The sequence below is a fragment of the Isoptericola variabilis genome, from assembly GCF_050311655.1.
In the GTDB taxonomy this organism is placed as follows: Bacteria; Actinomycetota; Actinomycetes; order Actinomycetales; family Cellulomonadaceae; genus Isoptericola; species Isoptericola variabilis.
Map to the genome: position 1 here is coordinate 46,561 of NZ_JBNOZM010000008.1, position 24,953 is coordinate 71,513.

The 24,953-nt window shown below is 74.7% G+C and carries 27 protein-coding genes; 11 read left to right on the forward strand and 16 right to left on the reverse strand.

Translation table 11 applies throughout. The annotated features are described in order from the left end of the window. Positions 1-18 precede the first annotated feature (18 nt). On the reverse strand, positions 19-900 hold the full coding sequence (locus ACQP60_RS17005) for a LysM peptidoglycan-binding domain-containing protein (protein WP_429735020.1): 882 nt from the start codon (positions 898-900) through the stop codon (positions 19-21). A 160-nt stretch (positions 901-1,060) separates the two neighbouring features. Between ACQP60_RS17005 and ACQP60_RS17010 the strand changes: the two genes are divergently transcribed. Beyond that, positions 1,061-1,609 carry a hypothetical protein gene (locus ACQP60_RS17010; protein ID WP_429735022.1) on the forward strand — a complete coding sequence of 183 codons (549 nt, stop codon included), beginning with the start codon at positions 1,061-1,063 and terminating at the stop codon, positions 1,607-1,609. A gap of 24 nt (positions 1,610-1,633) precedes the next feature. Here ACQP60_RS17010 and ACQP60_RS17015 read toward each other — a convergent pair whose 3' ends face one another. Beyond that, a complete protein-coding gene (locus tag ACQP60_RS17015) occupies positions 1,634-1,843 on the reverse strand; it encodes a helix-turn-helix domain-containing protein (protein WP_429735024.1) in 210 nt (69 codons plus the stop codon). A gap of 141 nt (positions 1,844-1,984) precedes the next feature. On the opposite strand from ACQP60_RS17015, the gene ACQP60_RS17020 reads away from it, so the two are divergent. The 3 genes from ACQP60_RS17020 to ACQP60_RS17030 are packed head-to-tail and all read left to right on the forward strand — an operon-like array spanning position 1,985 to position 4,583. Then, positions 1,985-2,638: a hypothetical protein gene (locus tag ACQP60_RS17020; RefSeq protein WP_429735026.1), complete on the forward strand. Its 654-nt coding sequence runs from the start codon at positions 1,985-1,987 to the stop codon at positions 2,636-2,638. Continuing rightward, on the forward strand, positions 2,638-4,002 hold the full coding sequence (locus tag ACQP60_RS17025; RefSeq protein WP_429735028.1) for a CpaE/TadZ family protein: 1,365 nt from the start codon (positions 2,638-2,640) through the stop codon (positions 4,000-4,002). Before ACQP60_RS17020 ends, ACQP60_RS17025 begins: the two co-directional genes overlap by 1 nt. A gap of 47 nt (positions 4,003-4,049) precedes the next feature. Further along, a complete protein-coding gene (locus ACQP60_RS17030) occupies positions 4,050-4,583 on the forward strand; it encodes a DUF6912 family protein (RefSeq protein WP_429735030.1) in 534 nt (177 codons plus the stop codon). 10 nt (positions 4,584-4,593) lie between these two features. On the opposite strand, the gene hisN is transcribed toward ACQP60_RS17030, so the two are convergent. From hisN to ACQP60_RS17070, 8 genes are all read right to left on the reverse strand, one after another. Next, positions 4,594-5,415 carry a histidinol-phosphatase gene (hisN, locus tag ACQP60_RS17035; RefSeq protein ID WP_429735032.1) on the reverse strand — a complete coding sequence of 274 codons (822 nt, stop codon included), beginning with the start codon at positions 5,413-5,415 and terminating at the stop codon, positions 4,594-4,596. Between the two features lie 65 nt (positions 5,416-5,480). Next, complete coding sequence (locus ACQP60_RS17040) at positions 5,481-6,053, reverse strand: hydrolase (RefSeq protein ID WP_429735034.1); 573 nt, start codon at positions 6,051-6,053, stop codon at positions 5,481-5,483. Continuing rightward, positions 6,053-7,531, reverse strand: coding sequence for an MFS transporter (locus ACQP60_RS17045; RefSeq protein WP_429735036.1), 1,479 nt, complete (start codon positions 7,529-7,531; stop codon positions 6,053-6,055). The genes ACQP60_RS17040 and ACQP60_RS17045 overlap by 1 nt, the downstream gene beginning before the upstream one ends. Beyond that, positions 7,528-8,073: a MarR family winged helix-turn-helix transcriptional regulator gene (locus tag ACQP60_RS17050; RefSeq protein WP_429735038.1), complete on the reverse strand. Its 546-nt coding sequence runs from the start codon at positions 8,071-8,073 to the stop codon at positions 7,528-7,530. Before ACQP60_RS17050 ends, ACQP60_RS17045 begins: the two co-directional genes overlap by 4 nt. Positions 8,074-8,157: 84 nt before the next feature. Beyond that, on the reverse strand, positions 8,158-9,195 hold the full coding sequence (gene rsgA, locus ACQP60_RS17055) for a ribosome small subunit-dependent GTPase A (protein WP_429735040.1): 1,038 nt from the start codon (positions 9,193-9,195) through the stop codon (positions 8,158-8,160). Continuing rightward, entirely contained in the window at positions 9,195-10,553 is a 1,359-nt protein-coding gene (gene aroA, locus ACQP60_RS17060; protein WP_429735042.1) for a 3-phosphoshikimate 1-carboxyvinyltransferase, read from the reverse strand. The genes rsgA and aroA overlap by 1 nt, the downstream gene beginning before the upstream one ends. 74 nt (positions 10,554-10,627) lie before the next feature. Beyond that, entirely contained in the window at positions 10,628-11,215 is a 588-nt protein-coding gene (locus ACQP60_RS17065; RefSeq protein WP_429735044.1) for a DoxX family membrane protein, read from the reverse strand. A gap of 75 nt (positions 11,216-11,290) precedes the next feature. Continuing rightward, positions 11,291-11,434: a hypothetical protein gene (locus ACQP60_RS17070; protein ID WP_429735047.1), complete on the reverse strand. Its 144-nt coding sequence runs from the start codon at positions 11,432-11,434 to the stop codon at positions 11,291-11,293. A gap of 94 nt (positions 11,435-11,528) precedes the next feature. On the opposite strand from ACQP60_RS17070, the gene ACQP60_RS17075 reads away from it, so the two are divergent. From ACQP60_RS17075 to rsrA, 3 genes are read left to right on the forward strand one after another with little or no spacing between them, the layout of a single operon-like run. Further along, positions 11,529-12,494: a helix-turn-helix domain-containing protein gene (locus ACQP60_RS17075; RefSeq protein ID WP_429735049.1), complete on the forward strand. Its 966-nt coding sequence runs from the start codon at positions 11,529-11,531 to the stop codon at positions 12,492-12,494. A 28-nt stretch (positions 12,495-12,522) separates the two neighbouring features. Then, positions 12,523-13,428 (forward strand): sigma-70 family RNA polymerase sigma factor, encoded by a 906-nt coding sequence (locus ACQP60_RS17080; protein WP_429735050.1) that lies wholly within the window; start codon positions 12,523-12,525, stop codon positions 13,426-13,428. Beyond that, the gene (gene rsrA / locus ACQP60_RS17085; protein ID WP_429735052.1) at positions 13,425-13,706 is read left to right on the forward strand and encodes a mycothiol system anti-sigma-R factor; all 282 of its coding nucleotides are present in this window, start codon (positions 13,425-13,427) and stop codon (positions 13,704-13,706) included. Before ACQP60_RS17080 ends, rsrA begins: the two co-directional genes overlap by 4 nt. Before the next feature lie 96 nt (positions 13,707-13,802). Here the strand turns inward: rsrA and ACQP60_RS17090 are convergent, their stop codons facing one another. Continuing rightward, positions 13,803-13,877, reverse strand: a complete 75-nt coding sequence (locus tag ACQP60_RS17090; RefSeq protein WP_099052597.1) for a 50S ribosomal protein bL37 — start codon at positions 13,875-13,877, stop codon at positions 13,803-13,805. Positions 13,878-14,034: 157 nt separating this feature from the next. Between ACQP60_RS17090 and ACQP60_RS17095 the strand changes: the two genes are divergently transcribed. Genes ACQP60_RS17095 through ACQP60_RS17105 form a run of 3 tightly spaced genes read left to right on the forward strand, consistent with a single transcriptional unit; the run spans position 14,035 to position 15,828 of the window. Further along, positions 14,035-14,835 carry a DUF4097 family beta strand repeat-containing protein gene (locus ACQP60_RS17095; protein ID WP_429735054.1) on the forward strand — a complete coding sequence of 267 codons (801 nt, stop codon included), beginning with the start codon at positions 14,035-14,037 and terminating at the stop codon, positions 14,833-14,835. 37 nt (positions 14,836-14,872) lie between these two features. Further along, a complete protein-coding gene (locus ACQP60_RS17100; RefSeq protein WP_429735056.1) occupies positions 14,873-15,409 on the forward strand; it encodes a mycothiol transferase in 537 nt (178 codons plus the stop codon). A gap of 8 nt (positions 15,410-15,417) precedes the next feature. Beyond that, positions 15,418-15,828: a nitroreductase/quinone reductase family protein gene (locus ACQP60_RS17105; protein ID WP_429735058.1), complete on the forward strand. Its 411-nt coding sequence runs from the start codon at positions 15,418-15,420 to the stop codon at positions 15,826-15,828. Between the two features lie 3 nt (positions 15,829-15,831). Here the strand turns inward: ACQP60_RS17105 and ACQP60_RS17110 are convergent, their stop codons facing one another. Beyond that, positions 15,832-16,434 (reverse strand): GDSL-type esterase/lipase family protein, encoded by a 603-nt coding sequence (locus ACQP60_RS17110; protein WP_429735060.1) that lies wholly within the window; start codon positions 16,432-16,434, stop codon positions 15,832-15,834. Between the two features lie 204 nt (positions 16,435-16,638). Then, the gene (locus ACQP60_RS17115; RefSeq protein ID WP_429735062.1) at positions 16,639-17,565 is read right to left on the reverse strand and encodes an aldose 1-epimerase family protein; all 927 of its coding nucleotides are present in this window, start codon (positions 17,563-17,565) and stop codon (positions 16,639-16,641) included. A gap of 141 nt (positions 17,566-17,706) precedes the next feature. On the opposite strand from ACQP60_RS17115, the gene ACQP60_RS17120 reads away from it, so the two are divergent. Further along, a complete protein-coding gene (locus tag ACQP60_RS17120; protein WP_429735064.1) occupies positions 17,707-18,702 on the forward strand; it encodes an aldo/keto reductase in 996 nt (331 codons plus the stop codon). 95 nt (positions 18,703-18,797) lie between these two features. Here the strand turns inward: ACQP60_RS17120 and ACQP60_RS17125 are convergent, their stop codons facing one another. The 3 genes from ACQP60_RS17125 to ACQP60_RS17135 all read right to left on the reverse strand — a co-directional run bounded on the left by ACQP60_RS17125 (position 18,798) and on the right by ACQP60_RS17135 (position 24,819). After that, complete coding sequence (locus ACQP60_RS17125) at positions 18,798-22,586, reverse strand: multifunctional oxoglutarate decarboxylase/oxoglutarate dehydrogenase thiamine pyrophosphate-binding subunit/dihydrolipoyllysine-residue succinyltransferase subunit (protein WP_429735066.1); 3,789 nt, start codon at positions 22,584-22,586, stop codon at positions 18,798-18,800. Positions 22,587-22,927: 341 nt separating this feature from the next. Beyond that, a complete protein-coding gene (locus tag ACQP60_RS17130) occupies positions 22,928-24,073 on the reverse strand; it encodes a sensor histidine kinase (protein ID WP_429735068.1) in 1,146 nt (381 codons plus the stop codon). After that, entirely contained in the window at positions 24,073-24,819 is a 747-nt protein-coding gene (locus ACQP60_RS17135; RefSeq protein ID WP_429735070.1) for a response regulator transcription factor, read from the reverse strand. The genes ACQP60_RS17130 and ACQP60_RS17135 overlap by 1 nt, the downstream gene beginning before the upstream one ends. Positions 24,820-24,953 lie beyond the last annotated feature (134 nt).

A 24,953-nucleotide genomic window follows, 5' to 3' on the forward strand; every position in this document is an offset into this window, starting at 1 on the left:
GTGGGGACGTCGGTGCCGTCAGGCCGGGGCGCGCAGGATCTGGCCGGGCAGGAGGAGGTCGGGGTCCGCGCCGATGACGTCGCGGTTCTCCGCGTGCCAGCGCGTCACCTCGCGGAGGACCTCCGCGTCGGTGGGGGAGCCGCCGAGCGACCGGGCCGCGATGTCCCACAGCGTGTCGCCGCGCAGGACCACGCGCGTACCGTCGTCGTCCGTGACCGCGGCGGCATCTGCTTCCGCAGCCTGGCGGGAGACCGGGGCGGCCGCGAGCTCCTCGACGGGGACGTCGTCCGCCGCCTCGTCCTGGTGCTCGACGGCGGGGGCCGCGGGTGGCGCGGCGGCGTCGGCGGTGCCGAGCGACTCCCGGTCCGTCGGGGGCGCGGTCGGCTGTGCGTCGGCGTCCGTGGGCTGCCATCCGAGGTCGAGGACGACGGACGCGCCGTCGGCGCCAGGCGCGGCGGGCGCGGGGTCGGCCGCCAGGGCCACGGTCGGGGCGAGCGCCAGGCCCGTGCCGACACCGACGCCGACGGCGGTCCGGACGATCCGGCGGACGGCGGCGGGCGCGAGTCGCTCGACGGCGGCCTCGCCGGCGCGCCACCGGCCACCGAGCCGCGACGCGGCGACGCAGGCCAGGGCGAGCGCTCCGCTCAGGGCCAGCCAGGCGGCCGCGAGCAGCCCGGCGGCGAGCACGGCGAGCTCGACCCACCGGTCGACGGTGAGCCCGCCGGCCGCGGCGGCGCTCCGGGGGGCGAGGGCCGCGGCCCGCAGCAGCAGGGCGGTACCCGCGACGGCGGCCGCGGCCGTGAGGGCGACGAGTCGGCCGAGCCCGGTGGCGGTCCGGCTCGGGCGAGCGGACGCGTCGCGCCGTCGTGCGGGCTCGTCGCGGTGCGTGCTGCCGGACATCGAGGTCTCCTTCGTCCCGCCGCCGTCATCTCGGATCCTTCACAATGATGCCGTTTGATAGCGGTTGATGTGTTCTGGTAGTGGATATTGAAGCGGACTGGTGCCGGGTCTGTCCACCCGGGCATCCTGTGAGACACCGACCGTCGACGAGAGGAGCCTCATGACACCCGCGGGTCCGGCCAGGTGGGAGCGGCTCTTCGCCGACCTCGAGGCGCGCTTCGACGCCGAGCAGGCCGCGGAGCAGGAGGGCGCGGTCGCCGAGCTGACGCGGGCCGAGCAGGCGTCGATCTCGCTGGCCGACCGGTTGCGGGCCGCGACCGGCTCGGTGCTGCGGCTCGAGCTGCTCGACGGTGAGGGGATCGAGGGGCACCTCGCCCGCGTCGCCCACGCGTGGCTGCTCCTCGACGGGACCGGCGCCCGGGGACGGGTGCAGCACCTGGTGCCGCTGGACGCGCTCGCCTCCGTCGTGGGCCTCGGCCGGCTCGCGACGCCGTCGCGGGCCCGCACCAACGGCCTCGGGCTGGGACACGTGCTGCGCGGGCTCCAGCGCGACCGTGCCCGGGTGCTGGTCCGCACCGCCGGCGGGTCCGTCATCGGCAGGATCGGGCGCGTGGGCGCCGACCACCTCGACGTCGAGGAGGCGGAGCGCGCCCGGCCGGTCGTGCGGACGGTGCCGTTCGGTGCCCTGCTGCGCGTCAGCGAGGCGTGACGCCGGGGGCGCCCGGCGGGAGGGTCAGAGGTCGCCCGACGCGATCCGCTCGCGCGTGCGGGCGTACTGGTGCTCGATGTACTCCTCGAGCTTGCTCGCCTCGACCCGCCACACCTTCTTGGGGCCCACCTGGATGGCGGGCAGCTCGCCCGAGCGCACGAGCGAGTAGGCCTGGGTGCTGGAGATGTTGAGCATCTCCTGCACGTCCGCGAGGGAGAGGAACCGGCTGGCCATACGGGCAATTCTGGCACAGCGGTCACCGGCGATGACGTCGGTTGTCCACAGTGGTTGCCGGAAGCACGCCCGGGATACCTGATGATAGGTTCCGGCCCGATGCGGCGCCGAGGCCGCGTCCAGACACCCCGGAGGACGTCCGTGAGCACCGACCCCTTGCCGGCACCCGTGGCTGCGCGCCTGCGCCGCCCCACCTGGCGTGATCCCCGGCTCGTCGTCGGCGTCGTGATCGTCGCCGCGTCCGTGGCGCTCGGCTCGTGGGCCGTCTCCTCGGCGGGCCGCACCGTGCCCGTGTACGCGGCGGACGGCACCCTGACGCCCGGCGAGTCCGTGGACGTGTCGCGGCTGCGCACGGTCGACGTGCGGATCGACGCGGGCACGGAGCTGTACCTGCGCGCCGACCAGGAGCTGCCGGACGAGGTGGTCGCCCTGCGGGTGGTCGACGACGGCGAGCTCGTCGCCCGGTCGGCCCTCGGCGACGCCGCGGACGTCGACGTGCGCTCCGTCTCCGTGCCCGTCGACCAGGCCATGTCGTCCCGGGTGCGGGCCGGGTCCGCCGTCGACCTCTGGGCGACGCCCGAGGCGCCGGCGGGTGCCGTCGAGGCGGCCGAGCCGTCGCCGCTCGTCGAAGGGGTCGTCGTGGAGCAGGTCGACGACGGGGGCTCCGGTCTCGTCGTCGCGGACGGGGCCACGCTGCACGTCCTCGTGCCGTCGTCCGACCTGCCTGTCGTCCTCAAGGCGCTGTCGGTCCCCGGCAGCGTGACGGTGGTGCCGCAGGCGGGGGCCGGCGTCTGATGGGCGGCGTCACCGTCCTGTGCGCGGTGCGCGGCGCGGCGGAGCCCGACGTGGTCCTCGCCCTCGGCGCTCCCGGCTCGGGGGCGACCGTCACCCGCCGCTGCGGAGACGTGGCCGAGCTGCTCGCCGCGGCCGCGGCGGGCGCGGGCGCCGTCGCCCTGGTGTCCGGCGACCTGCCGGGCCTGGACCGGGAGGCGGTCGGCCGGCTGCACGCCGCGGGCGTCCGCGTGGTCGCGCTGGGCGACGACGGTGCGCCGGCCGCGCGGCTGCGTGCGCTCGGCGTGGACTCCGTCGTCGAGCGGTTCGACGAGGCCCCCCTGCTCGCCGCGGTCCGTGACGCGGCGCCGGTGCCCGCCGCCGGGTCGTCCGCCGGCGCGCCCGACCTGGTGCTGGGCCGCGGGGGACAGGACGTCGACGACCCGCTCGTCGGCGAGGACGTGCTCGGGTTCTCCGGCGCCGTCGCGGACGACGCCGAGCCTCGCCGTGGGAGCGTCGTCGCCGTCTGGGGACCCGTGGGCGCGCCGGGGCGCACGACGACGGCGCTCGAGCTCGCGGCCGCGCTGGGGGGTCTGTCCCGCGGGCGCCGGCGGCACGGTCGTGCCCGCCGCGAGGCGGCGGCGTCGGCGCCCGAGGAGGCGCTGGTCGTCGACGCCGACACGTACGGTGCGTCGGTGGCGGCCCGGCTGGGCCTGCTCGACGACGCCCCGGGGCTGGCGGCGGTCGCCCGCGCCGCGACGCACGGTTCGCTCGACCTGCCGACGCTGGCCCGCCACAGCCCGGTTGTCGGGGGCCGGTTGCGCGTGCTGACAGGGATCACTCGCGCCGCCCGGTGGCCCGAGCTGCCCTCCAGTGCGATCGAGGTGGTCCTCGAGCGCGCACGTGAGCTCGCCGACTGGACCGTCGTCGACTGCGGCCCGCTCCTCGAGGCGGACGAGCTGCTCATGTACGACACGCACGCGCCGCAGCGCAACGGCGCGACGCTCGCGGCTCTGGAGGCGGCGGACGTCGTCGTGGTGGTCGGCGCGGCCGACCCGGTGGGCATCCAGCGGCTCGTGCGCGGGCTCGAGGACCTGCGCGAGGTGCCGGTGCCGGTGTCGGGGGAGAGGGTGGTCGTCGCGAACCGCGTGCGCGCGTCGGCGGTGGGCGCGCGCCCGGAGGCGGCGGTGCGCGAGGCGTTGGCGCGCTACGCGGGCGTCGAGGACGTGCACGTGGTGCCCGACGACGCCGCCGGGCTCGACGGCGCGCTGCTGGCGGGTCGCACGCTCGCGGAGGAGGCTCCCGCGTCGCCGGTGTCGGTGGCGTTCGAGGCGCTGGCCCGGCGGGTGCGGGCCGCGGTCGTCGCGGCGGTGCCGGCGGAGGTATGAGCGCGGAGGTGTGAGCGCTCGGCTGCCGCTCGCGGCAGACTGTGCCCATGCGCATCTACGTTCCCACCACGCTGGACGAGCTCGAGGGCGCCGTGGTCGCCGGCGCCGGGGCGCGGTGGGACGTCCCCGCCCGCCGCGCGCACGCGGTGACGCCCGCCCTCGCCCGTGACCTGCCCGACGAGGACGACGAGAGCCGCGAGTACGAGGCCTTCCTCGCCGCCGCGGACGACTCGCTGGCCCTGGTGGCGGCCCGCCGGGCCGCCGTCCCGCTCCGCGTCGTCGTCTCCCTGGACGTGCCGGACGACGAGGTCACGGTGGCCGACGGTGCCGACGAGCCCAGCGCCGTCGACGTCGCCGCCCTGACCGGCGTGCCCGTCGTCGCCGTGCACGTCGACGAGCCCGAGGCCGCCGACGACGTGCGCGCGGTGCTCGCGGCCGCCGACGAGGAGAACGACGCCGAACGGTCCGGCGACGTGGGTGCGACGTCGGAGTCGGCGCTCGACGACGCGCTGCAGCGCGTCACCGACCGCGACCTGCTCTGGTACGACCCGACCGAGATCCCCCAGATCCCCCGACCCTGAGAGTGGGACCTCAGCCGAGGTAGACGAGGGTCTCGTCGTGGAGGCAGCCGTTGGTCGCGAGCGCGTTGCCGTGCCACGGGCCGGGGGCGCCGTCGAGCCCGGTGAAGCGGCCGCCGGCCTCGGTGACGATGGGGACGAGGGCGGCCATGTCGTAGACCTCGAGCTCGGGCTCGGCGGCGATGTCGGCGGCGCCCTCGGCGACGAGCATGTACGACCAGAAGTCGCCGTAGCCGCGGGTGCGCCACACCTGCCGGGTGAGGTCCAGGAAGCCGTTGAGCTTGCCGTGCTCCTCCCACCCGGACAGCGACGAGTAGGAGAACGAGGCGTCGGCGAGCGTGCTCACGCCGGAGACCGACATCCGCGACGCGGATGCGAGCGACTTGCCCGTCCAGGCGCCCGAGCCCTTCGCCGCCCACCAGCGGCGGCCGAGCGCCGGCGCCGAGACGAGGCCCATGACGACCTCCTCGCCGTCGGCCAGCGCGATGAGCGTGGCCCACACGGGGACGCCGCGCACGAAGTTCTTGGTGCCGTCGATCGGGTCGATGATCCAACGGCGCGCGCCGCTGCCCGCGGAGCCGTACTCCTCACCGACGATCGCGTCGCGCGTGCGCGCCCGGTGCAGCTGTGCCCGGATGAACTCCTCGGCGGAGCGGTCGGCGTCGCTGACGGGGGTGTTGTCGGGCTTCGTCTCCACGCGCAGGTCGAGCGCCTTGAAGCGGGACATCGTGATCGCGTCCACCTGGTCGGCGATCACGTGGGCCAGGCGCAGGTCGTCCTCGTACGTGCGCGCGGGCCCGCTGGTCGGGCTGGGAGACGGCTGGGTGTACGACACGCCTCACACGGTAGCGGTACCGCGACCTCGCCCGGGCCCCGGCGCGCGGGGGTGGGACAGAGCGGTCAGTCCCCCAGCAGGGCGAGCAGCTCGGCGGTGGTGCCGCACTCGCCGAGCCGGGGGAACAGCCGCGTCGTGCTGTGCTCGTGGTCCTCGGCGGAGCGGTCGGCCATCGCGTCGGTGACGAGGCAGACGTGGTAGCCGTGCTCGTGGGCGGCGCGGGCGGTGGACTCGACGCCGATGCTGGTGGCGATGCCCGTCAGCACGACCTGGGTCACGCCGCGGCGCCGCAGCTGGAGGTCGAGGTCGGTGCCGTAGAAGGCGCCCCAGTTCCGCTTGGTCACGACGACGTCCGACGCCGCGGTGTGCAGCTCGGGCGCCAGGACGTCCCAACCGTCGGGGCGGGCCGCCCCGCGCGGGGCGTCGGTGCGGCCGGGCACGCCGTCGGCGCCGTCGGGCGCTCCGGTGACGCGCACGAGGACGACGGGCAGGCCGCGGGCGCGGAACGCGTCGGCGAGCTCCAGGCTGCGGGCGAGGACGGCGTCCGCGGCGTGCGGGGCGGTCGGCGCGGCGAGGATGCCGGCCTGCAGGTCGACGACGACGAGCGCGGTGCGGGGGTCGAGGGTGGTGAAGGTCATCAGCGGTGCTCTCCGGGTGTCGGGACGGGAACGGCGTGGAAGGTCGTGGGACGGAGCCGCAGGGAGCGGTCGACGAGCGTGAGGACGCCGACGACGACGGCGCAGCCGGCCATCGCGAGGGCGAGGTCGTGCAGGCCCGACGTCGTGGGGCCGTCGGCGTACAGGGCGGCGATGGCCGCCGTGGACACCAGCGCGCCGAGGTACATGAACGTGCGCAGCAGCCCGGACGCGGCGCCGACGGTGGCGGCGTCGGCCTGGCGGGCGAGCGCCTTCTGGTGCGCGAGCCCCGCCAGGCCCTGCATGCCGCCGATGCCCACGCCGGCGAGGACCAGCAGCCACGTCGGGCTGGCGGGCTGCACGACGGCGAGGATCGCGCCGCCGGCCAGCAGCGACCCCGACCCGACCAGCAGGGCCGCCCGCACGGGGGCGCGCCGCCCGGTCGCCGACGCGACCGCGACGGCGACGACCGACGTCGGCAGCATCAGCAGCCCCGCGGTGGCCTCGCCCAGCCCGCGGCCCTGCTCGAGCCACTGCACGTAGCCGAACATGAACGCGTACGTGGCGGTGGCGGTGAGCAGGGCGCGGGCGTACGTGAGCAGCAGCGGGCGGTTCCCGGCGAGCAGCCGCAGGTCGATGAACGGTCGACGCGCCCGCAGCTCGTGCCGCGCGAACCACGCGCCCGTCACGACGGTGGCGGCGAGCACCCACCACGGTGCCGCGCCGACGAGCACGAGCATCAGGCTGGTCAGCGCGGCCGCGAAGAGCAGCACGCCGAGGACGTCGAGGCGCGCCGCGAGGCCCGGGCCGGCCGTCCGCGCGTCGCTCGGCGCGTCGGTCATGGCGAGGGCGGCGCCCGTCGTGCGCGGCAGCCGCAGGCCGCCCAGCACGAGGCAGGCGACCGCGAGCGGCACGTTGACCAGGAAGATCGCCCGCCAGCCGCCGACGCCCACGAGCAGCCCGCCGAGCGTCGGGCCGACGATCATCGTCACCTGGTTCGTGACCGCGAGGATCGTGAGCACCGTCGCGATGCCGCGGTCCTCGCCGGAGCGGTCGGTCGCGCGCCGCACGAGCCACATCGCCGCGGGGTAGGCGGCGCAGGTGCCGATGCCGAGCAGTGCGCGGGCCAGCACGAGCACGCCGAGGGACGGGGCCAGCGCGCCGAGCAGGCCGGCGACGCCGACGAGCGCCGCCCCGACCAGGTAGGGGCGCTGCGGCCCGACGAGGTCGACCACCCGCCCGACCACCGGCTGTCCCACCGCCGTCACGAGGTAGAGCGCGGTGACGAGCCAGACGGTCTGCGCGGCCGGGGCGCCGAACGCGATCCCGATGGGCACCAGCGCCACCGCGATCATCGACGAGTTGATCGGGTTGAGCAGCGACCCGAGCGCCAGCGGCAGGGTGAGGCGCCGGTCGTAGGCCGTCGGCATCGCGGCGCTCGCGGACTCGCGGCGGACCGGGTGGCGGCGGAGCAGCGTCACGCGCGGTCGGCCTCCCCGGTGGGTGCGTCGACCGCGCGTGCGCCGGCCGTGGGCGCGACGTCGTCGGGCACGCCGTCCGTGCGCGCGGGGTCGAGGAGCGTCCGGTCGAGGATCGCGAGGGCGGTGGTCACGGTGGCCAGCTCGTCGGCGGTGAGGCGCTCGCCCAGGGCGGTCGTGAGCCATTCCTGGCCGGCCTCGCGACGGCCCTCGACGAACGCGCGCCCGTCGTCGGTCAGGGAGATCACCTGGCGGCGGCCGTCGTCGGGGTCGGGGTCCCGGCGCACGAGGCCGCGCTCGGCGACGACGGCGAGGGTGGCGCCGAGGGACTGGGGCCGGACCCGCTCGGCCGCGGCGAGCGCGCCGGGCGACGCGGGCCCGTGCTTGGCGAGGCGGGAGAGCAGCGACGTCTGCGACGGCGTGAGCTCCCGGTTGTCGCTCAGCTCGAGGAAGCGGCGGCGCAGACGCCCGACGAGCGAGCGCAGCTCGCGCGCGGCGGCGGCGGCCGTGTCGACGGGCACGACGAGGTCGGGGGAGGAGGTCACCTCGTCACGGTAGAACTCGTCAGTCCAGGCTGACAAGTTGTGCCTGATGAGTCGCCCCGGGACGGACGGGTCGAGGCGAGCGGATCAGTCGGCGGCGTGGCGCGCGGTCAGCAGACGGCGGAACGACGCGACGCGCGCCTCGCGCGCCGGCCGGTCGTCGTCCGACGACGCGGAGAGCCAGTCGTCGAGCGCGCAGTCGGGGGCGTCCGCGAGGTGCGTGCACCCGCGCGGGCAGTCCTCGGCCACCTCGGCGAGGTCCTCGAACGCCTGCAGCAGGTGCTCGGTCTCGACGTGCGCCAGCCCGAACGACCGGACGCCCGGCGTGTCGACGACCCAGCCGTCGTGGCCGCCGTCGCCCCCGACCGGCAGCCGCAGCGCGACGGCCGACGTGGACGTGTGGCGTCCCCGGCCGGTGACGTCGTTGACGACGCCGGTGGCGCGGTCGGCATCGGGCACGAGCGCGTTGATGAGCGTCGACTTGCCGACGCCCGAGTGCCCCACCAGCACGGACGTCCGCCCGGCCAGCCTGGAGCGCACGTCCTCGACGCTCGCGGCGTCGTCCTGCCGCGTGACGACGACGTCGACGCCGATCGGGGTGTAGAGGTCGCGCAGGGGGGCGGGGTCGGCGAGGTCGGCCTTGGTGAGGCACAGCAGCACGTCCATGCCGGCGTCGTAGGCGGCGACGACGCAGCGGTCGATCATGCCGGTGCGCGGCTCGGGCTGGGCGAGCGCCGTGACCACGACGAGCTGGTCGGCGTTCGCCACGACGATGCGTTCGTAGGGGTCGGTGTCGTCCGCCGTGCGGCGCAGCACCGACGACCGGTCCTGGATCCGCACGATCCGTGCGAGGGTGCCCTCGTCGCCCGACGTGTCGCCGACGACGTCCACGCGGTCGCCCACGACGACGCGGGTGCGCGTGAGCTCGCGCGCCTTCATCGCGAGGACGGTGCGCTCGTCGGCGGTGCCGTCGTCGACCACGAGGGTGTACCGGCCGCGGTCGACGCCGGTCACCATGCCGACCTCGGCGTCCGCGTGCTCGGGGCGCTGCTTGGTGCGTGGCCGGGAGCCGCGCTTCGAGGGCCGCGCGTACTGCGCGTGCTCGTCGACGGCGCGGCGGGCCATCAGGCCCTGCCCTCCGTGACGGGGCCGGTGGCGGCGCCGAGCATCCGCTCCCACATCCCGTCGAAGCCGGGCAGGGTCTTGGCCGTGGTGCCGACGTTCTCCACCCGCACGCCCGGCACCCGCAGGCCCAGCACCGCGGCGGACGTCGCCATGCGGTGGTCGGCGTAGGTGCGGAACAGGCCGCCGTGCAGCGGGCGCGGCGTGATGACGAGCCCGTCGCGCGTCTCCTCGGCCTGCCCGCCGAGCCGTGTGATCTCGGTGGCGAGCGCCGCCAGCCGGTCGGTCTCGTGGCCCCGCAGGTGCGCGATGCCGCGCAGGCGGCTGGGGGAGTCGGCGAGCGCGGCGAGGACGGCGAAGGTCGGGGCGAGCTCGCCCGCTGCGTGCAGGTCCAGGTCGGCCCCGCGGACCTCGCCCGTGCCGGTGACGGTGAGGACGTCGCCGTCCAGGCGCGCCTGCGCCCCGAGGCGGCCGAACAGCTCGGGGAGCAGCGCGCCCGGCTGGGTGGTCTCCGTGGGCCAGCCCGGCACGCGCACGCTGCCGCCGCCCACCAGTGCCGCAGCGAGGAACGGGGCAGCGTTCGACAGGTCCGGCTCGACCCGCACGTCGCGCGCGGCGACCGGGCCGGGGGAGACCTGCCAGATGCCGTCGCGCGAGTCGTCCACCTCGACGCCGACGTCGCGCAGGGTGGCCACGGTCATCGCGATGTGGGGGAGGCTCGGCAGGGTGGTGCCGATGTGCCGCAGCGTGAGCCCGCGCTCGAAGCGCGCGCCCGCGAGCAGCAGGGCGGAGACGAACTGGGACGACGCCGACGCGTCGACGTCGACCGCGCCGCCCGTCACGCGGCCCGCGCCGTGCACGGTGAACGGCAGGTGGGTCGGCGTCCCGCCGTCGGGGGACGTGACGCGCACGCCCAGGCTGCCCAGCGCCGCGAGCACGGGGAGCATGGGCCGCACCCGCGCCTCGGGATCGCCGTCGAACCGGACCGGGCCGTCGGCCAGCGCCGCGACCGGGGGCAGGAACCGCATCACGGTGCCCGCCAGCCCGGTGTCGACGTCCACGTCGCCGCGCAGCGGCCCTGGGGTCACGTGCAGGGTGCTGGGGTCGTCGCCCTCGTCGATGCGGGCGCCCAGGGCGCGCAGCGCCCCGATCATGAGGTCGGCGTCGCGCGAGCGCAGCGCCCCGCGCAGGGTGCCCGCGCCGTCGGCGAGCGCGGCCAGCACGAGCAGCCGGTTCGTCAGCGACTTGCTGCCCGGCACCTCGACCGTCGCGTCCAGCGGCCCCGTCGCGACCGGCGCCGCCCACTCGTCGACGACGTCGGGGGCGGGCGGGGCGGCGTGCGGCGGGACGGCTGAGGTCATGGCTCCGAGGCTAGTTCACGGGCTGCCCTCGTCGCGGGCCGTCTCGCCGGCGAGGGTCCGTGCGGGGGTCGGTGTCAGACAGCCTCGGCGACCTTCGCCCGCAGCTTCGCGGCCTCGGCCTTCGTCGCCGCCTTCGCCGCGTCCGCCTTGGCCGCGACCTTGGCCGCCTCGCCCTTCGTCGCGGTCTTCACCGTCTCGGCCTTCGCCTCCGCGAGGCGGGCCGCGTGCGTCCGAGCCTGGCGCACGCGGTAGGTGACGCCCGGCCGGCCCTCGAGGTCCACGCCGGCGATGACGGCGGCGCCGACCTTGCCGAGGTCCTTGACGAAGGCCGCGGTGCGCAGGCTGCGCTCCGCGCCCTTGCTGGTGAACGGCTGGTGCGCGACGGCGAGCGGCGCGGTGAGCGCCGCCAGCGCGAGCGCGGCGGTGCGGGGCGTGCGGCCGACGGCGAGCAGGACGCCGGCCGCGGCGGTCGCCGCGCCGTGCGCCCGCACCAGGAGGCCGAGCTGACGGTCGCTGAGCGGCTCGGCCCCGACCGCGTCGGTGACGATCGTGGAGCCCTCGCGGGCGGCGTCCACGTGCTCGGCCGGGTGCAGCACGGCCTGGATCCCGTCGTAGACGAACGGGGCGGCCAGGAGGGGGCGGGCGATTCGGCGCAACAGCATGGGCCCACTGTGGCAGAGCCGACCCACGCTTGCGCGGCGACCGGCGGACGACAAGGGGAGCGGCCGGGCCGTGCGTCAGCCGGGGGCGCCGTCCCACCAGTCGGGGTGGGAGCGCGGGGGCTGCCGGGTGCCGCGCCCGTCGCGGCGGACGGTGCGGACGAGGCCGGAGGCGTAGGCGGCCAGGAGCAGGACGGCGAGGGTGACGGCGATGAAGGTCATGGCAGTAATGCTTCGCGCATCGTTGTTCTGCCACGAGTGGCAGAAGTGCCAACATGCGTCGACATCCCGCCATTCGGGTGGGACCATGGGAGGCATGATCCGGACCGTGGCCGCCGTCGTCGTCCCCGGCGTCGCGCCGTTCGAGCTCGGCGTCGCGTACGAGGTGTTCGGGATCGACCGCAGCGACACCGGCGGACCGGCCTTCGACTTCACGCTCTGCGCGCCCGAGCCCGGGCCCGTGATGACCAAGGGCGGCTTCCCCGTCGTCGTGGAGCACGGCCTCGAGGCGCTCGACGACGCCGACCTCGTCGTCGCGGTCGCGTACGGCATCGACGACGACGGCGCCGAGGTGCTCCCGCCGGCCTACCTCGACGCGCTCCGGGCGGCCCACGACCGCGGCGCGTGGCTGTTCGCCATCTGCTCCGGCGCGTTCACGCTCGCGCGGGCCGGCCTGCTCGACGGGCGCCGGTGCACCACCCACTGGATGTACACGGAACGGCTCGCGGCGGAGGTCCCCACCGCCGACGTCGACCCCGACGCGCTGTTCGTCGAGGACGGGCGCGTGCTCACCAGCGCCGGTACCGCGGCGGGGATCGACGCCGCGCTGCACCTCGTGCGTACGCAGGTCGGCGCCGACGCCGCCCGTGCCGTCGCGCGCCGCATGGTGGTGCCGCCGCAGCGCGAGGGCGGCCAGGCCCAGTTCGTCGTCGACCCGCTGCCCCGGGAGGGCGAGTCGCTGGCCGGCCTGCTCGCCTGGATGCGCGAGCACCTGGCCGAGGAGCACACCGTGCCGCGGCTGGCCCGTCGGGCCGCGCTGTCGGAGCGCACGTTCGCCCGCCGCTTCCGGCAGGAGACGGGCGCGACGCCGGCCGCGTGGCTGGCGCGGCAGCGCGTCGCGCGGGCACAGGAGCTGCTCGAGTCCACCGAGGCGCCCGTGGACGAGATCGCGCGGTTGGTCGGCTTCGGCAGCGCCCCCGTGCTGCGGCACCACTTCGCCCGCCAGCTCGGCACCAGCCCGGTCGCGTACCGCCGTCGGTTCGCCGCGCCGGTGGCGTCCTGACGCCGTGCACCGAGCCCGTCGAGCGGGAATGTCGCGGCCCCTTCCGGGGTTGCACACCGACGTGAGCACCCGCACCTCGACGACGGCGACCGCCGTCCCCGCAGCCGGACCCGCGTCCGTGCGGCTGTTCGCCGTACCCGACGACGCCCTGGTACCGGGCACGCGGGCCGCGGCGGCCGGCGGCACCACACTGCACACCCCGTGGATCGGAGGACCCCACCCAGTGGCTGGACTAGGCTCGACGGTGATGACCCAGGACCTTGGCCCGGCGAGCGGCGACGCGCCGCACGGGAGCACCGGGCGCACCCCGGACGAGGAGATCCCCGAGGACACGGAACGTGCCCCCGAGGGAGAGAGCAACGCGGCACGGGCCGCGCGCTTCGAGCGCGACGCCCTGCAGTACCTGGACCAGCTCTACTCCGCCGCCCTGCGCATGACGCGCAACCCCGCGGACGCCGAGGACCTGGTGCAGGAGACGTTCGCGAAGGCGTTCGCCGCCTTCCACCAGTACAAGCCCGGCACCAACCTCAAGGCCTGGCTGTACCGCATCCTCACCAACACGTTCATCAACAGCTACCGCAAGAAGCAGCGCGAGCCGCAGCAGTCCCAGGCGGAGGACGTCGAGGACTGGCAGATCGCCCGCGCCGCGTCGCACACGTCGCAGGGGCTGCGGTCGGCCGAGGCCGAGGCGCTCGACCGGCTCCCGGACTCCGACGTGAAGCGCGCGCTGCAGGAGCTGCCCGAGGACCGGCGCATGGTCGTCTACTACGCCGACGTCGAGGGCTTCCCCTACAAGGAGATCGCCGAGATCATGGGTACGCCGATCGGGACGGTGATGTCCCGCCTGCACCGCGGACGTCGGCAGCTGCGGGAGCTGCTCGCCGACTACGCCGCCCAGCGTGGCCTGGTCCCGGCTCGTGGAGGAGCGTCATGACCGACCCCATCACCCCCATCCCGCACGACCGGGCCGAGGGGGAGAACGAGTGCGAGCACGCCCTCGTGCACCTCAACGAGTTCCTCGACTCGGAGATGACGCCCGAGGACGAGCAGCGGATGCGCGCGCACGTGGCGCACTGCTCGCCCTGCCTGGCGGAGCTGAGCATCGAGGAGCTCGTCAAGCAGCTGGTCCGTCGCTCCTGCTCGGAGCGCGCGCCGGACACCCTCCGGGTGCGCATCCACGCGCAGCTGACCGTGATGTCCACGGCCGAGTAGGCCGCACGACCACGGCCCGCGAACGACGAAGGGCCGGGAACCCCGCGGGGTTCCCGGCCCTTCGACGTCTCTCGGCGAGACGTCCGGCGCCTGTGCTCAGGCGTTGGGACGCTTGCCGTGGTTGGCGGCGTTGCCCTTGCGGCTACGGCGCTTGCGACCGCGCTTGCTCATGGTGGTCTCCTCACGAAGGATGGACGAGGGGTCGGGTCCCATGGTCCCACACCCGAGGCCCGGGGTCGGAATCCGGGGCATCCCCGATCCGCACGTCCCCGGGCTCTGCCAGGGTGGTACCCGTCCCCAGCACAGCCCGAGCACCACAGGGAGCCTCATGAGCACGGAGTCGTGGGCGGTCGCCGCCCCGCAGACCATCGACGTCGAGAGCGCGACGGGGGTGACGCTCCGCCTGCAGGACGGGCGCGCCGACGTCGTCGCCGACCCGGCCGCGACGGGCGTGCGGATCGAGCTGCTCGAGGTGGGTGCCAAGCCGCTCCAGGTCGTGCGTGACGGCGACCGGCTGCGCGTGGGCTACGAGTCCTCCGTGCTCGACTCGGTCATGGCGAAGCTGCGCAACCCGCGCCAGAGCGAGCGCGCCGTCGTGCGCGTCGTCGTCCCGGTGGACGGGGCGGTCGACGTCGGCGCCCTCGGCGCGGACGTCGAGGTCGCCGGTGGTCGGAAGGTGGCGGTGAAGACCGTGACCGGCGCCGTGCGTGCGACGGGCACCACCGGCCCGATGACGCTCAAGACCGTCTCGGGCGCGCTGTCGGCCGAGGGGCACACCGGGGACGTGACGGCCAGCAGCGCGGCCGGGTCGATCGCCCTGGCCGGCGCCCTCGCGCGGGTCTCCCTGAACACCGTGTCGGGGGCCGCGACGGTCACCGCCACCCAGGCGAGCCCGCTGATCACGGCCAAGACCGTCTCGGGGGCGATCGACCTGCGCCTCCCGGCCGGCAGCCCGGTGAACCTCAAGGTGCGCGGTGCGTCCGGCCAGGTCGTCCTCGACGGCTCGGTGCTGCCGAGCGCCGGCGCGACCCTCGTCGTCGACCACGGCGAGCAGCCCGCCGACGGCCGCAGCGCCGCCTACCTGTCCGCGACGGTGACGTCCGCGCACGTCACCGTCGACCGTCGCTGACGGCGTCCGCCCGGACGTCCGCGAGGAGAGGAGCACGATGACCACACCGTCGACAGCGCCCGCACCCCACGTCGCCCTGCTGACCGACGCCTTCGGGCGGATCGCCGGGACGGCCCACCGCGTGCTCCGCGGGGCCACGACGGAGCGGCTGACGTACCGCCCCGACCCCGAGGCGAACACCGTCGCGTGGCTCGTGTGGCACCTGGCGCGCGTGCAGGACGACCACGTCGCGGACGTCGCCGGCACCGAGCAGCGGTGGACGGCGGGCGGCTGGGCCGCCAGGTTCGCGCTGCCGTTCGACGTCGCGGACACCGGCTACGGCCACACGCCGGAGCAGGTCGCGGCGGTCCGCGCCGACGCCGCGCTGCTGCGGGGCTACCTCGACGACGTGACCGCCGCGACCACCGCCTACCTGGAGAAGGTCACCGCCGAGGACCTGGAGCGCGTGGTGGACACCGGCTGGGACCCGCCCGTCACGCTCGGGGTGCGGCTCGTCAGCGTCGTCGGCGACGACCTCCAGCACGTCGGCCAGGCCGCGTACGTGCTCGGCCTGGCCGAGCGGGCGGGGGTCTGAGGGGCGCCGTGACGTCGACGAAGGACCGCCCGGTCCGGCGCCGGTTCCTGCGGCTGCTCAAGAACACGCTCAACCGCTGGACGACGCGCGTCGCCAGGTCCGGGAGGGGCCCGTTCTCCCTGGTGCGGCACGTCGGCCGGAAGACGGGGAACCGGTACGAGACCCCGATCATCGTGGCGGCCGTGCCGGACGGCTTCGTCGCCGAGCTCACGTACGGCGAGGACGTGAGCTGGTACCGCAACGTCGTCGCCGCGGGCGGCTGCGACCTGCTGGTGCGGGGAGCCGTCCACCACGTCGTCGCGATCGAGCCGTACCCCGTGGAGGCCGGTCGCCGGGCGTTCGGGTTCCCGGCCGGGCTCCTGCTCCGGGTGCTGCGCCGGCGCGAGTTCCGGCTGCTGCGCACCGCGGCGTCCGGCTGACCGTCACTCGTCGGCGGGCAGCCCCAGCCACGCGTGCCAGCCCGTGTGCAGCACGAGCCACGCCATGAGGCCGTAGCCGGCCTGCCCCGGGTAGGTCGAGCCGTTGGTCGCGAGGTCGGCCAGCCACTGCTCGTGCTGCGCCAGCGGCGTGTACGTGTCGACGTACGGCACGCGGCGCCGGTTCGCGACGTCGGAGAACGCGGCCGAGAGCTCCGCGATGCGGCCGCCGTCCTCCGGCCGTCCCGGCGGCGGGCCGACGACGAACGCCGGGATCCGGCTCGTCTCGGCCACGTCGAGGATGTTCGCGAGGTTGAGCCGCGACCGAGCCACCGAGAGCGACGAGTCGACGTCGTGCCGGCCGAGGGCCACGACGAGGCGGTTCTCGCACGTGTCCTCCGGGCCGAAGCGCGACTCCGTCTCCGCCTGCCAGCGGGCGCCGAGTGCCGAGCTGGTCTCCCCGGGCACGGCGAGCGTGAACGCCATCGCCGGCCGGCCGAAGCGGGTCCGGGCCATGACGCGCCCCGTCCACCCCAGGGCGCGGGCGTCCCCGACGCCCACGCTGAGCTCGTCGCCCACGACGCAGATGCGCACCTCGGTCTGGGTCACTGAGCCTTCACCGTCCAAGTCCTGTCTCGCAGTTGCGCGGCCATTGTCGCCGCACGCCCGGCCGCGACGCAGGATCCCACGCCGCACGGCTCCCCGAGTTGTCAGAGCCACAGGGGTGCATACCCCGCTGTGGCTCTGACAGCTCGCCGGTGCAGCGAGCTGTCAGAGCCAGGTCGGCAATTGGACCCCTGTGGCCCTGACAGGTCAGAGCAGGGTGGCGCCCCAGCGCACGACGTGCTCGTCGCCGGGGGCGAGGCGGACCAGGCGGTCGCCGGTGTTGAAGGCGTCGGCGACGCAGCTCATCGGCTCGGCGGCGAGACCGAACCGCTCGTAGCCGGTGATGTGGTCGGCCGAGCAGACCTGCCAGCAGTCCATGGACCCGTCCATCCAGATCGCGGCGGTGGTCCCGTCCGGGCGGCCGAGCCGGGCCCACGACAGGCCGGCGTCGTCGCGGGTGGCACCCGTCCACGCGTCGTCGAGGTCCAGGCCGGCGAGCGAGCGGGTGGTGCGCAGGTCGTACGGGCCGGCGACGGCCTCGGTGCCCGTGGGCAGCAGGCGGTCGTCGACGGTGACGTGCGTCGTGGCGTCCAGGCTGACCGTGCACTCGTCCAGGGCGGCGCCGCCGGTGGACAGCCACGGGTGGAAGCCGACGCCGTACGGCGCGGTCCCGGCCCCGACGTTGCGGGCACTGACCACGACCTCCAGGCCGGCGTCGGACACCGCGTACCGGGTGCGCAGGACGAGCTGGAACGGCCAGCCCTTCTGCGCGGGCAGGGCGAGCTCGAGGGTGACCGCGTCGTCGGCCACCTCGACGGGCGTCCAGCGGTACCAGCACACGAGGCCGTGCAGCGCCGTCCCACGGTCGGGCTCGCTCACCGCGACCTGGTGCTGCACGCCGTCGACCGTGTAGGCGCCGTCGCGCAGGCGGTTGGGCCACGGGGCGAGGACGGCGGCGTTGAAGACGGGGGCGGCCTCGTCCTCGGCGAACGGCACGAACACGTCGCGGCCGGCGACGGTGTACTCGCGCACCATCGCGCCGACCTCGGTGACGGTGGCCCGGTGCTCGCCGGAGGAGATGCGGAACTGCCGGCCCGACGGGGCGGGGACGGCGGGGGAGTCAGCGGTGTTCACGCTCACACCGTAGTCGGCACGCCGGATCGGTGCGGGCGTCGTAGCGTAGGGGAGCCAGATATCTGACGAGACGTCCCCTCGCGCGCGAGGGGTCCGCGCCACGGGTCCGGGGGGCCCGGGGTGCCACCGAACGGGGGAACGATGGAGAAACAGGTGCTCGGCCGCACCGGTCGGCTGGTGTCGGTCGTCGGCCTGGGAACCTGGCAGCTGGGTGCGGACTGGGGGACGGTCGACGACGACCAGGCCCGGTCGGTGCTGGATGCCGCGTTCGAGTCCGGCGTGACGTTCTTCGACACCGCCGACGTCTACGGCGACGGCCGCAGCGAGCAGGCCCTCGGGGCCTTCCTCGCCGACCACCGCGACGACGGGATCACCGTGGCCACGAAGATGGGCCGGCGGATGGACCAGGTGCCGGAGAACTACGTCCTGTCGAACTTCCGCGAGTGGACGGACCGGTCGCGCCGGAACCTCGGCGTCGAGACGCTCGACCTCGTGCAGCTGCACTGCCCGCCCACGTCGGTCTACTCCGACGACGAGGTGTACGACGCGCTCGACACGCTCGTCGCCGACGGCGTGACCGCCGCGTACGGCGTCTCCGTGGAGACGGTCGAGGAGGCGCTCACCGCCATCGCGCGCCCCGGTGTCGCGACCGTGCAGATCATCCTCAACGCGTTCCGGCTCAAGCCGCTGGAGCAGGTGCTGCCCGCGGCCTCGGCGGCCGGCGTGGGCATCATCGCGCGGGTGCCGCTGGCCTCCGGGCTCCTGTCGGGCCGGTACACCCACGAGACCACGTTCTCCGAGGACGACCACCGCACGTTCAACCGCGAGGGCAAGGCCTTCGACGTCGGCGAGACCTTCTCTGGCGTGCCGTTCGACGTCGGCGTGGACGCGGCCGCCCGCTTCACGGAGCTCGCGGGCTCGGCCCTGAACCAGGACCTCACGCCCGCGCAGGCGGCCATCGCGTGGGTGTGGCAGCAGCCGGGTGTCTCCACGGTCATCCCGGGCGCGCGCAGCCCCGAGCAGGCGCGGCTCAACGCTGCCGCCGGTGGCGCCGGCGTGCTCGGCCCGCTCTTCACCTCCGGGGTGCGCGAGATCTACGACGAGGCGATCAGGGAGCACGTGCACGACCGCTGGTGACGGCGGCCCGCACCACCAGCCGGACATCGTCCGGAACGGCGAAGCGCCCCTCCACCCGCGGGTGGAGGGGCGCTCTCGCGTCCGGGCCGGGCCGGTCAGGCGCGGTCGAAGGCCTGGGCGACCAGGACCTCCTGCTGCTCCTTGTGGCGCTTGGCGGTGCCGGCGGCGGTCGAGGCGGACGCCGGGCGGGACACCACGCGCACGCGCGGCATGTCCTCCGGGAGCGCGAGGTGCAGGAACGACCAGGCGCCCTGGTTCTCGGGCTCGTCCTGGACCCACACGACGTCGGCGCCCGGGTACTGCGCCAGCTGCGTGCGGAGCTGCTCCTCCGGGAACGGGTAGAGCTGCTCCAGGCGGACGATGGCGGTCCGGGTGTCCTGGCGGTTGGTGCGCTCGGCGAGCAGGTCGTAGTACACGCGGCCGGTGCACAGCAGCACGCGGTCGACCTGCGCCGCGTCCACCGTCGTGTCCGGCAGCACCGGCTCGAAGGTGCCCGTGGTGAAGTCCTCCACGCTGGAGGCCGCGGCCTTGAGGCGCAGCAGCTGCTTCGGCGTGAAGACGACCAGCGGGCGGCGCGGGCGGGCGTACGCCTGCCGGCGCAGCAGGTGGAAGTACGACGCCGGCGTGGACGGCTGCGCCACCGTCATGTTGTCCTCGGCCGCGAGCTGCAGGAAGCGCTCGATGCGGGCGGACGAGTGGTCCGGCCCCTGGCCCTCGTAGCCGTGCGGCAGCAGCATGACGAGCGAGGAGTTCTGGCCCCACTTCTGCTCCGCCGACGAGATGAACTCGTCGATGACGGTCTGCGCGCCGTTGACGAAGTCGCCGAACTGCGCCTCCCAGAGCACCAGGGCGTCCGGGCGCTCCACCGAGTAGCCGTACTCGAAGCCGAGGGCCGCGTACTCGCTGAGCGAGGAGTCGTACACCCAGAACTTCGCCTGGTCGCCCGACAGGTACAGCAGCGGGGTCCACTCGGCACCGGTGTTGCGGTCGTGCAGCACGGCGTGGCGCTGGACGAAGGTGCCGCGGCGGGAGTCCTGACCGGCGAGGCGCACCGGGGTGCCCTCCATGAGCAGCGACCCGAAGGCGACCAGCTCTCCGAAGCCCCAGTCGATGCCGCCCTCCTTCGCCATGAGCTGGCGCTTCTCCAGCATCTGGGCGAGCTTGGGGTGCACCGTGAAGCCCTCGGGGGCGGACACCTGGACGGCGCCGACGCGCTCGAGCACGGCGTGCGGGACGGCGGTCTGCCAGCCGACCATGTCGCCGGCGCCCTCCCGCTGCGCCTCCGGGCGCTCCAGGCCGAGGATCTCGTCGTCGCCGTCGGGCGCGGGGGCCTTGCCCGCCGACTTGGTCTCGGTGAAGACCCGCTCGAGCTGTGACTGGTAGTCCTGCAGCGCCTGCTCGGCCTCCTCGACCGTGATGTCGCCGCGCGCCACGAGGTTCTTCGTGTACAGCTTGCGCACCGACTGCTTGGCCTCGATGAGGTTGTACATCAGCGGCTGCGTCATCGACGGGTCGTCGCCCTCGTTGTGGCCACGACGGCGGTAGCAGACCATGTCGATGATGACGTCGCGGTCGAACTGCTCGCGGTAGGCGAAGGCCAGCTCGGCCACGCGCACGCAGGCCTCGGGGTCGTCGCCGTTCACGTGGAAGACGGGGACCTGGTAGCCCTTGGCGACGTCGGTCGCGTAGGTCGTGGAGCGCGACGACGACGGACCGGTGGTGAAGCCCACCTGGTTGTTGATGATCACGTGGATCGTGCCGCCGGTCCGGTACCCGCGCAGCTGCGCGAGGTTGAGCACCTCGGGCACGACGCCCTGACCGGCGAACGCGGCGTCGCCGTGGATGAGGATCGGCAGCACGGAGAAGCCGTCGCCGCCCAGGTCGATGCGGTCCTGCTTGGCCCGCACGATGCCCTCGAGCACCGGGTCCACCGCCTCGAGGTGCGACGGGTTGGCCGCCAGGTACACCTTCGTGGTGGCGCCCGACTCGGCCGTGAACACGCCCTCGGTACCGAGGTGGTACTTCACGTCGCCGGAGCCCTGCACGCTCTTCGGGTCGAGCTGGCCCTCGAACTCCTTGAAGATCTGGCCGTAGCTCTTGCCCGCGATGTTGGCCAGCACGTTGAGGCGGCCGCGGTGCGCCATGCCGATGCCGACCTCGTCGAGCCCGCCCTCGGCGGCGCGCGACAGGATGGCGTCGAGCAGCGGGATGACCGACTCGCCGCCCTCGAGCGAGAACCGCTTCTGGCCGACGTACTTGGTCTGCAGGAAGGTCTCGAACGCCTCGGCCGAGTTCAGCTTGCGCAGGATGCGCAGCTGGTCCTCGCGCGGGGTGCGGGCGTAGCCCGACTCGAGCCGCTCCTGGAGCCACTTGCGCTGGGCCGGGTCGGCGATGTGCATGTACTCGACGCCGATGGTGCGGCAGTACGAGTCGCGCAGCAGGCCCAGGATGTCGCGCAGCGTGTCCTTCGTCTTGCCGCCGAAGCCGCCCGTGGGGAACCGGCGGTCCAGGTCCCACAGCGTCATGCCGTGGTTCTGGATGTCCAGGTCGGGGTGCTTGCGCTGGCGGTAGGCGAGCGGGTCGGTCTCCGCCATGAGGTGGCCGCGCGAGCGGTAGGAGTGGATGAGCTCCGCGATGCGGGCCGGCTTGGCCGCCTCGACGTCGGCGTCCACGGTGTTGTCGCGCACCCAGCGCACGGGCTCGTACGGCACGCGCAGCGCCGCGAACACGCGGTCGTAGAAGCCGTCCAGGCCGAGCAGCTTGTTCGCGAGCACCTTGAGGAACTCGCCGGACTGCGCGCCCTGGATGATGCGGTGGTCGTAGGTCGACGTGATCGTCATGACCTTCGAGATGCCCATGCGGGCGAGCTGCTCCTCGGACGCGCCCGCGAACTCCGCGGGGTAGTCCATGGCGCCGACGCCGATGATCGTGCCCTGACCGGCCATGAGGCGCGGCACGGAGTGCACGGTGCCGATGCCGCCCGGGTTCGTCAGCGAGATCGTGGTGCCGGCGAAGTCGTCCATGCCGAGCTTGCCGCCGCGCGCCTTGCGCACGAGGTCCTCGTACGCGGCCCAGAAGCCGGCGAAGTCGAGCTCCTCGGCCTTCTTGACGCTGGGCACGAGCAGCTGGCGCGAGCCGTCCGGCTTCGCCAGGTCGATCGCGAGGCCGAAGCCGACGTGCGCGGGCTGCACGACGTGCGGCTTGCCGTCGATGCTCTCGTAGTGCGCGTTCATCACCGGCATGTCGGACAGCGCCTCGACGAGCGCGAACCCGATGAGGTGGGTGAACGAGATCTTGCCGCCGCGGCCGCGCGCGAGGTGGTTGTTGATGACGATGCGGTTGTCCACCATGAGCTTGGCGGGCACCGCGCGCACCGACGTCGCGGTCGGGACCTCGATCGAGGCCTCCATGTTGGTGACGACGCGCGCGGCGGGGCCGCGCAACTTCTGCACGTCGTCGGTGGCCTCGTCCTCGGTGGCCTTGGGGGAGGACTTCGCGACCTCGGCGTACGGCGCGGTCGAGGGCAGGGCCTCGGCGACCGGGCGGACGGCGCTCACCTCGGGGTCGGCCGGGACGGGGGCCGGCTTCGCGGCCTTCCGCTCCGCCTTGGCCGTCTCGGCGGCGGCGGTGCCCGACCGGCCGGCCGGGGCCGCGGGGGCCTGCGCGGGGGCGGCGGGCGCCGCGGCCGGCTGTGCCGGAGCCGCGGGCTGGGCCGACGCCGTCGGCTGGGCCGGGGCCGCGTCCGCCGCGGCGCCGTTGTGCTCACCCGGCTCGTAGTCGGCGAAGAAGTCCCACCACGCGGGGTCCACCGCGTTCTTGTCCTTCAGGTACTGCTCGTAGAGCTCGTCGACGAGCCATTCGTTGGCTCCGAACGCGCTCGCCACGCTGATCGACTCTGACCCGTCCTTCGGGGACACCACGCGCGGATCGCCCACTTTCACACAGTTGCAACTCGTTCGACCGGAAATGCGCCCGACAGCGCCGGTGCGCAGGTCCAGCCTACGTCCTTCGACGTGTCCCACCGGGGAGGCCGAGCGGCGTCAGACGGCCGTTCCCGGGCTCACGGCGCGGCATCGTGACCGTCCGGTAATGGGGTGGGCAACGACTCTTCGGGTCGACCCGATGACTCCGTGTTCCGACGTCATGTCCGGACCACGCGCGCCGTCCTGTGACGGGGGAGTGTGACCAACGTCACGACGCCGCCCCGGGCGTCGGCCCGGCGCGATCAGCCCGACGGCTCGGTCGTGACGCCGGGGGCGGGCCGGGCCTGCGCGGGAAGGGTGACGCGCATCGTCGCGCCGCGGTCGGTGTCGGCGACCTCCACGTGCCCGCCGTGCAGGTCGACCGCCCAGCGCACGATCGCGAGCCCGATGCCGGTGCCGCCGCTCGCCATGCCGGCGGGCGGCGCGGCGTGCGGGCGACCGGCGGCCGCCCCGCTCGCGAACCGCTCGAAGATGCGCCCACGGTCCTCGGGGGCGATGCCGGGGCCCTCGTCGCTCACCTCGAGGACGATGTCGTCGTCCACCGGGTAGGCGTCGAGCCGCACGGTGCCGCCGTGCGGCGAGTGCCGGATCGCGTTCTGCAGGAGGTTCGTGACCACCTGGCGCAGCCGCTCGACGTCGGCCTCCAGGGCGAGGTCCGGCGGGGTCACGTCCACGACGTAGCTGAGGCCCTTCGCCGCGTCGACCATCGACATCGCCTGCGCGGACTCCTCGAGGAAGTCGCCCACCGAGAACTCGCTGAGCACCAGCGCGGACGCGCCGGCCTCCACCCGCGACAGGTCCAGCAGGTAGGTGACGAGGCGGGTGAGCCGCTCCGTCTGCTCCAGCGACAGCTCGAGGGCCGACGGCGTCGGCTCGGTGACGCCGTCGACCATGTTCTCGAGCTGCGCCTGCAGCGCCGCCACCGGGGTGCGCAGCTCGTGCGACACGTTGGCGATGAGCTCGCGCCGCACGCGGTCGGAGGCGTCGAGGTCGGCCGCCATGACGTTGAACGCCTCGGCGAGCTGGCCCACCTCGTCGCGGCTCGTGGCGCGCACCCGGATCGAGTAGTCGCCCGCCGCCATGGCCTGCACGGCCGCCGTCATGTCCCGCAGCGGCGACGTCATGCCGCGCGCCAGGAGCTGCACGATCACCAGGGACAGGAAGATCGCCAGCGGGAGCGTGCGCGTGGGGCCCAGCTCGTTCTGCAGCCCGATCCACGTGATGAGGACGGCGAACGTCACGGTCGCCACGACGAGCACGCCGAGCTTGGTCTTGAGCGACCGCAGCGGGTCCAGAGGGCGGACGTCGGGCAGCCGGTGGTGCTCCTTGCGGCGGGGCGCGACCGGCCCTGCCGGCCCGGCGGCGTCGTCGCCGGGGGCGGGATCCATCAGGCCTCCGGCGGCTCGAACGCGTACCCGACGCCGTGCACGGTGCGGATGAGGTCCGGCCCGAGCTTGCGGCGCAGCGCCTTGATGTGGGAGTCGACGGTGCGGGTGCCGCTGGCGTCGGCCCAGTCCCACACCTCGGCGAGCAGGCGCTCGCGCGTCTGGACGGTCTTCGGCGAGCTCGCGAGCATGACCAGCAGCTCGAACTCGGTCGGCGTGAGGTGCACCTCGTCGCCGGCGCGGTGCACGCGGCGCTGTGCCCGGTCGATCGTCACGTCGCCCATGACCATCGGCGGGTCGGCGGGGGTGGTCACCGCGGCCTGCTGCGCGCGCTCCACGCGGCGCAGGAGCGCCTTGACCCGCGCCACCAGCTCGCGCATGGAGAACGGCTTGGTCATGTAGTCGTCGGCGCCGACGCCCAGGCCGACGAGCATGTCGGTCTCGTCGTCGCGCGCCGTGAGCATGAGGATCGGGATCGGGTTCTCCGCCTGGATGCGGCGGGTGACCTCGAGCCCGTCGATGCCCGGCAGCATCACGTCCAGCACGATGGCGTCCGGGTGCAGGCGGGAGGCGGCGTCGACGCCGGCGAGGCCGTCGCGCGCGACCTCGACCCGCCAGCCCTCGGCGGACAGCCGTTGCGCGATGGCGGCCGCGATCGCGGGCTCGTCCTCGACGACGAGCACGGTGGCGTTCTGCTGGCCCGACGTGCCCGAGGTGCCCGGGGTGCTCGGAGGGGTCGCGGTGGTCATGAAGCCATCTTGCACCGGCTCCCTGGGGGAGCGCTGAGTACACGCTGTCCGGGCCGACGACCGGCGGCCCCCTGTGGACCCCGACTCGCCCGTGCCCGCCGTCCCGATAGCATCGGAGCACGATGGACGAGAGT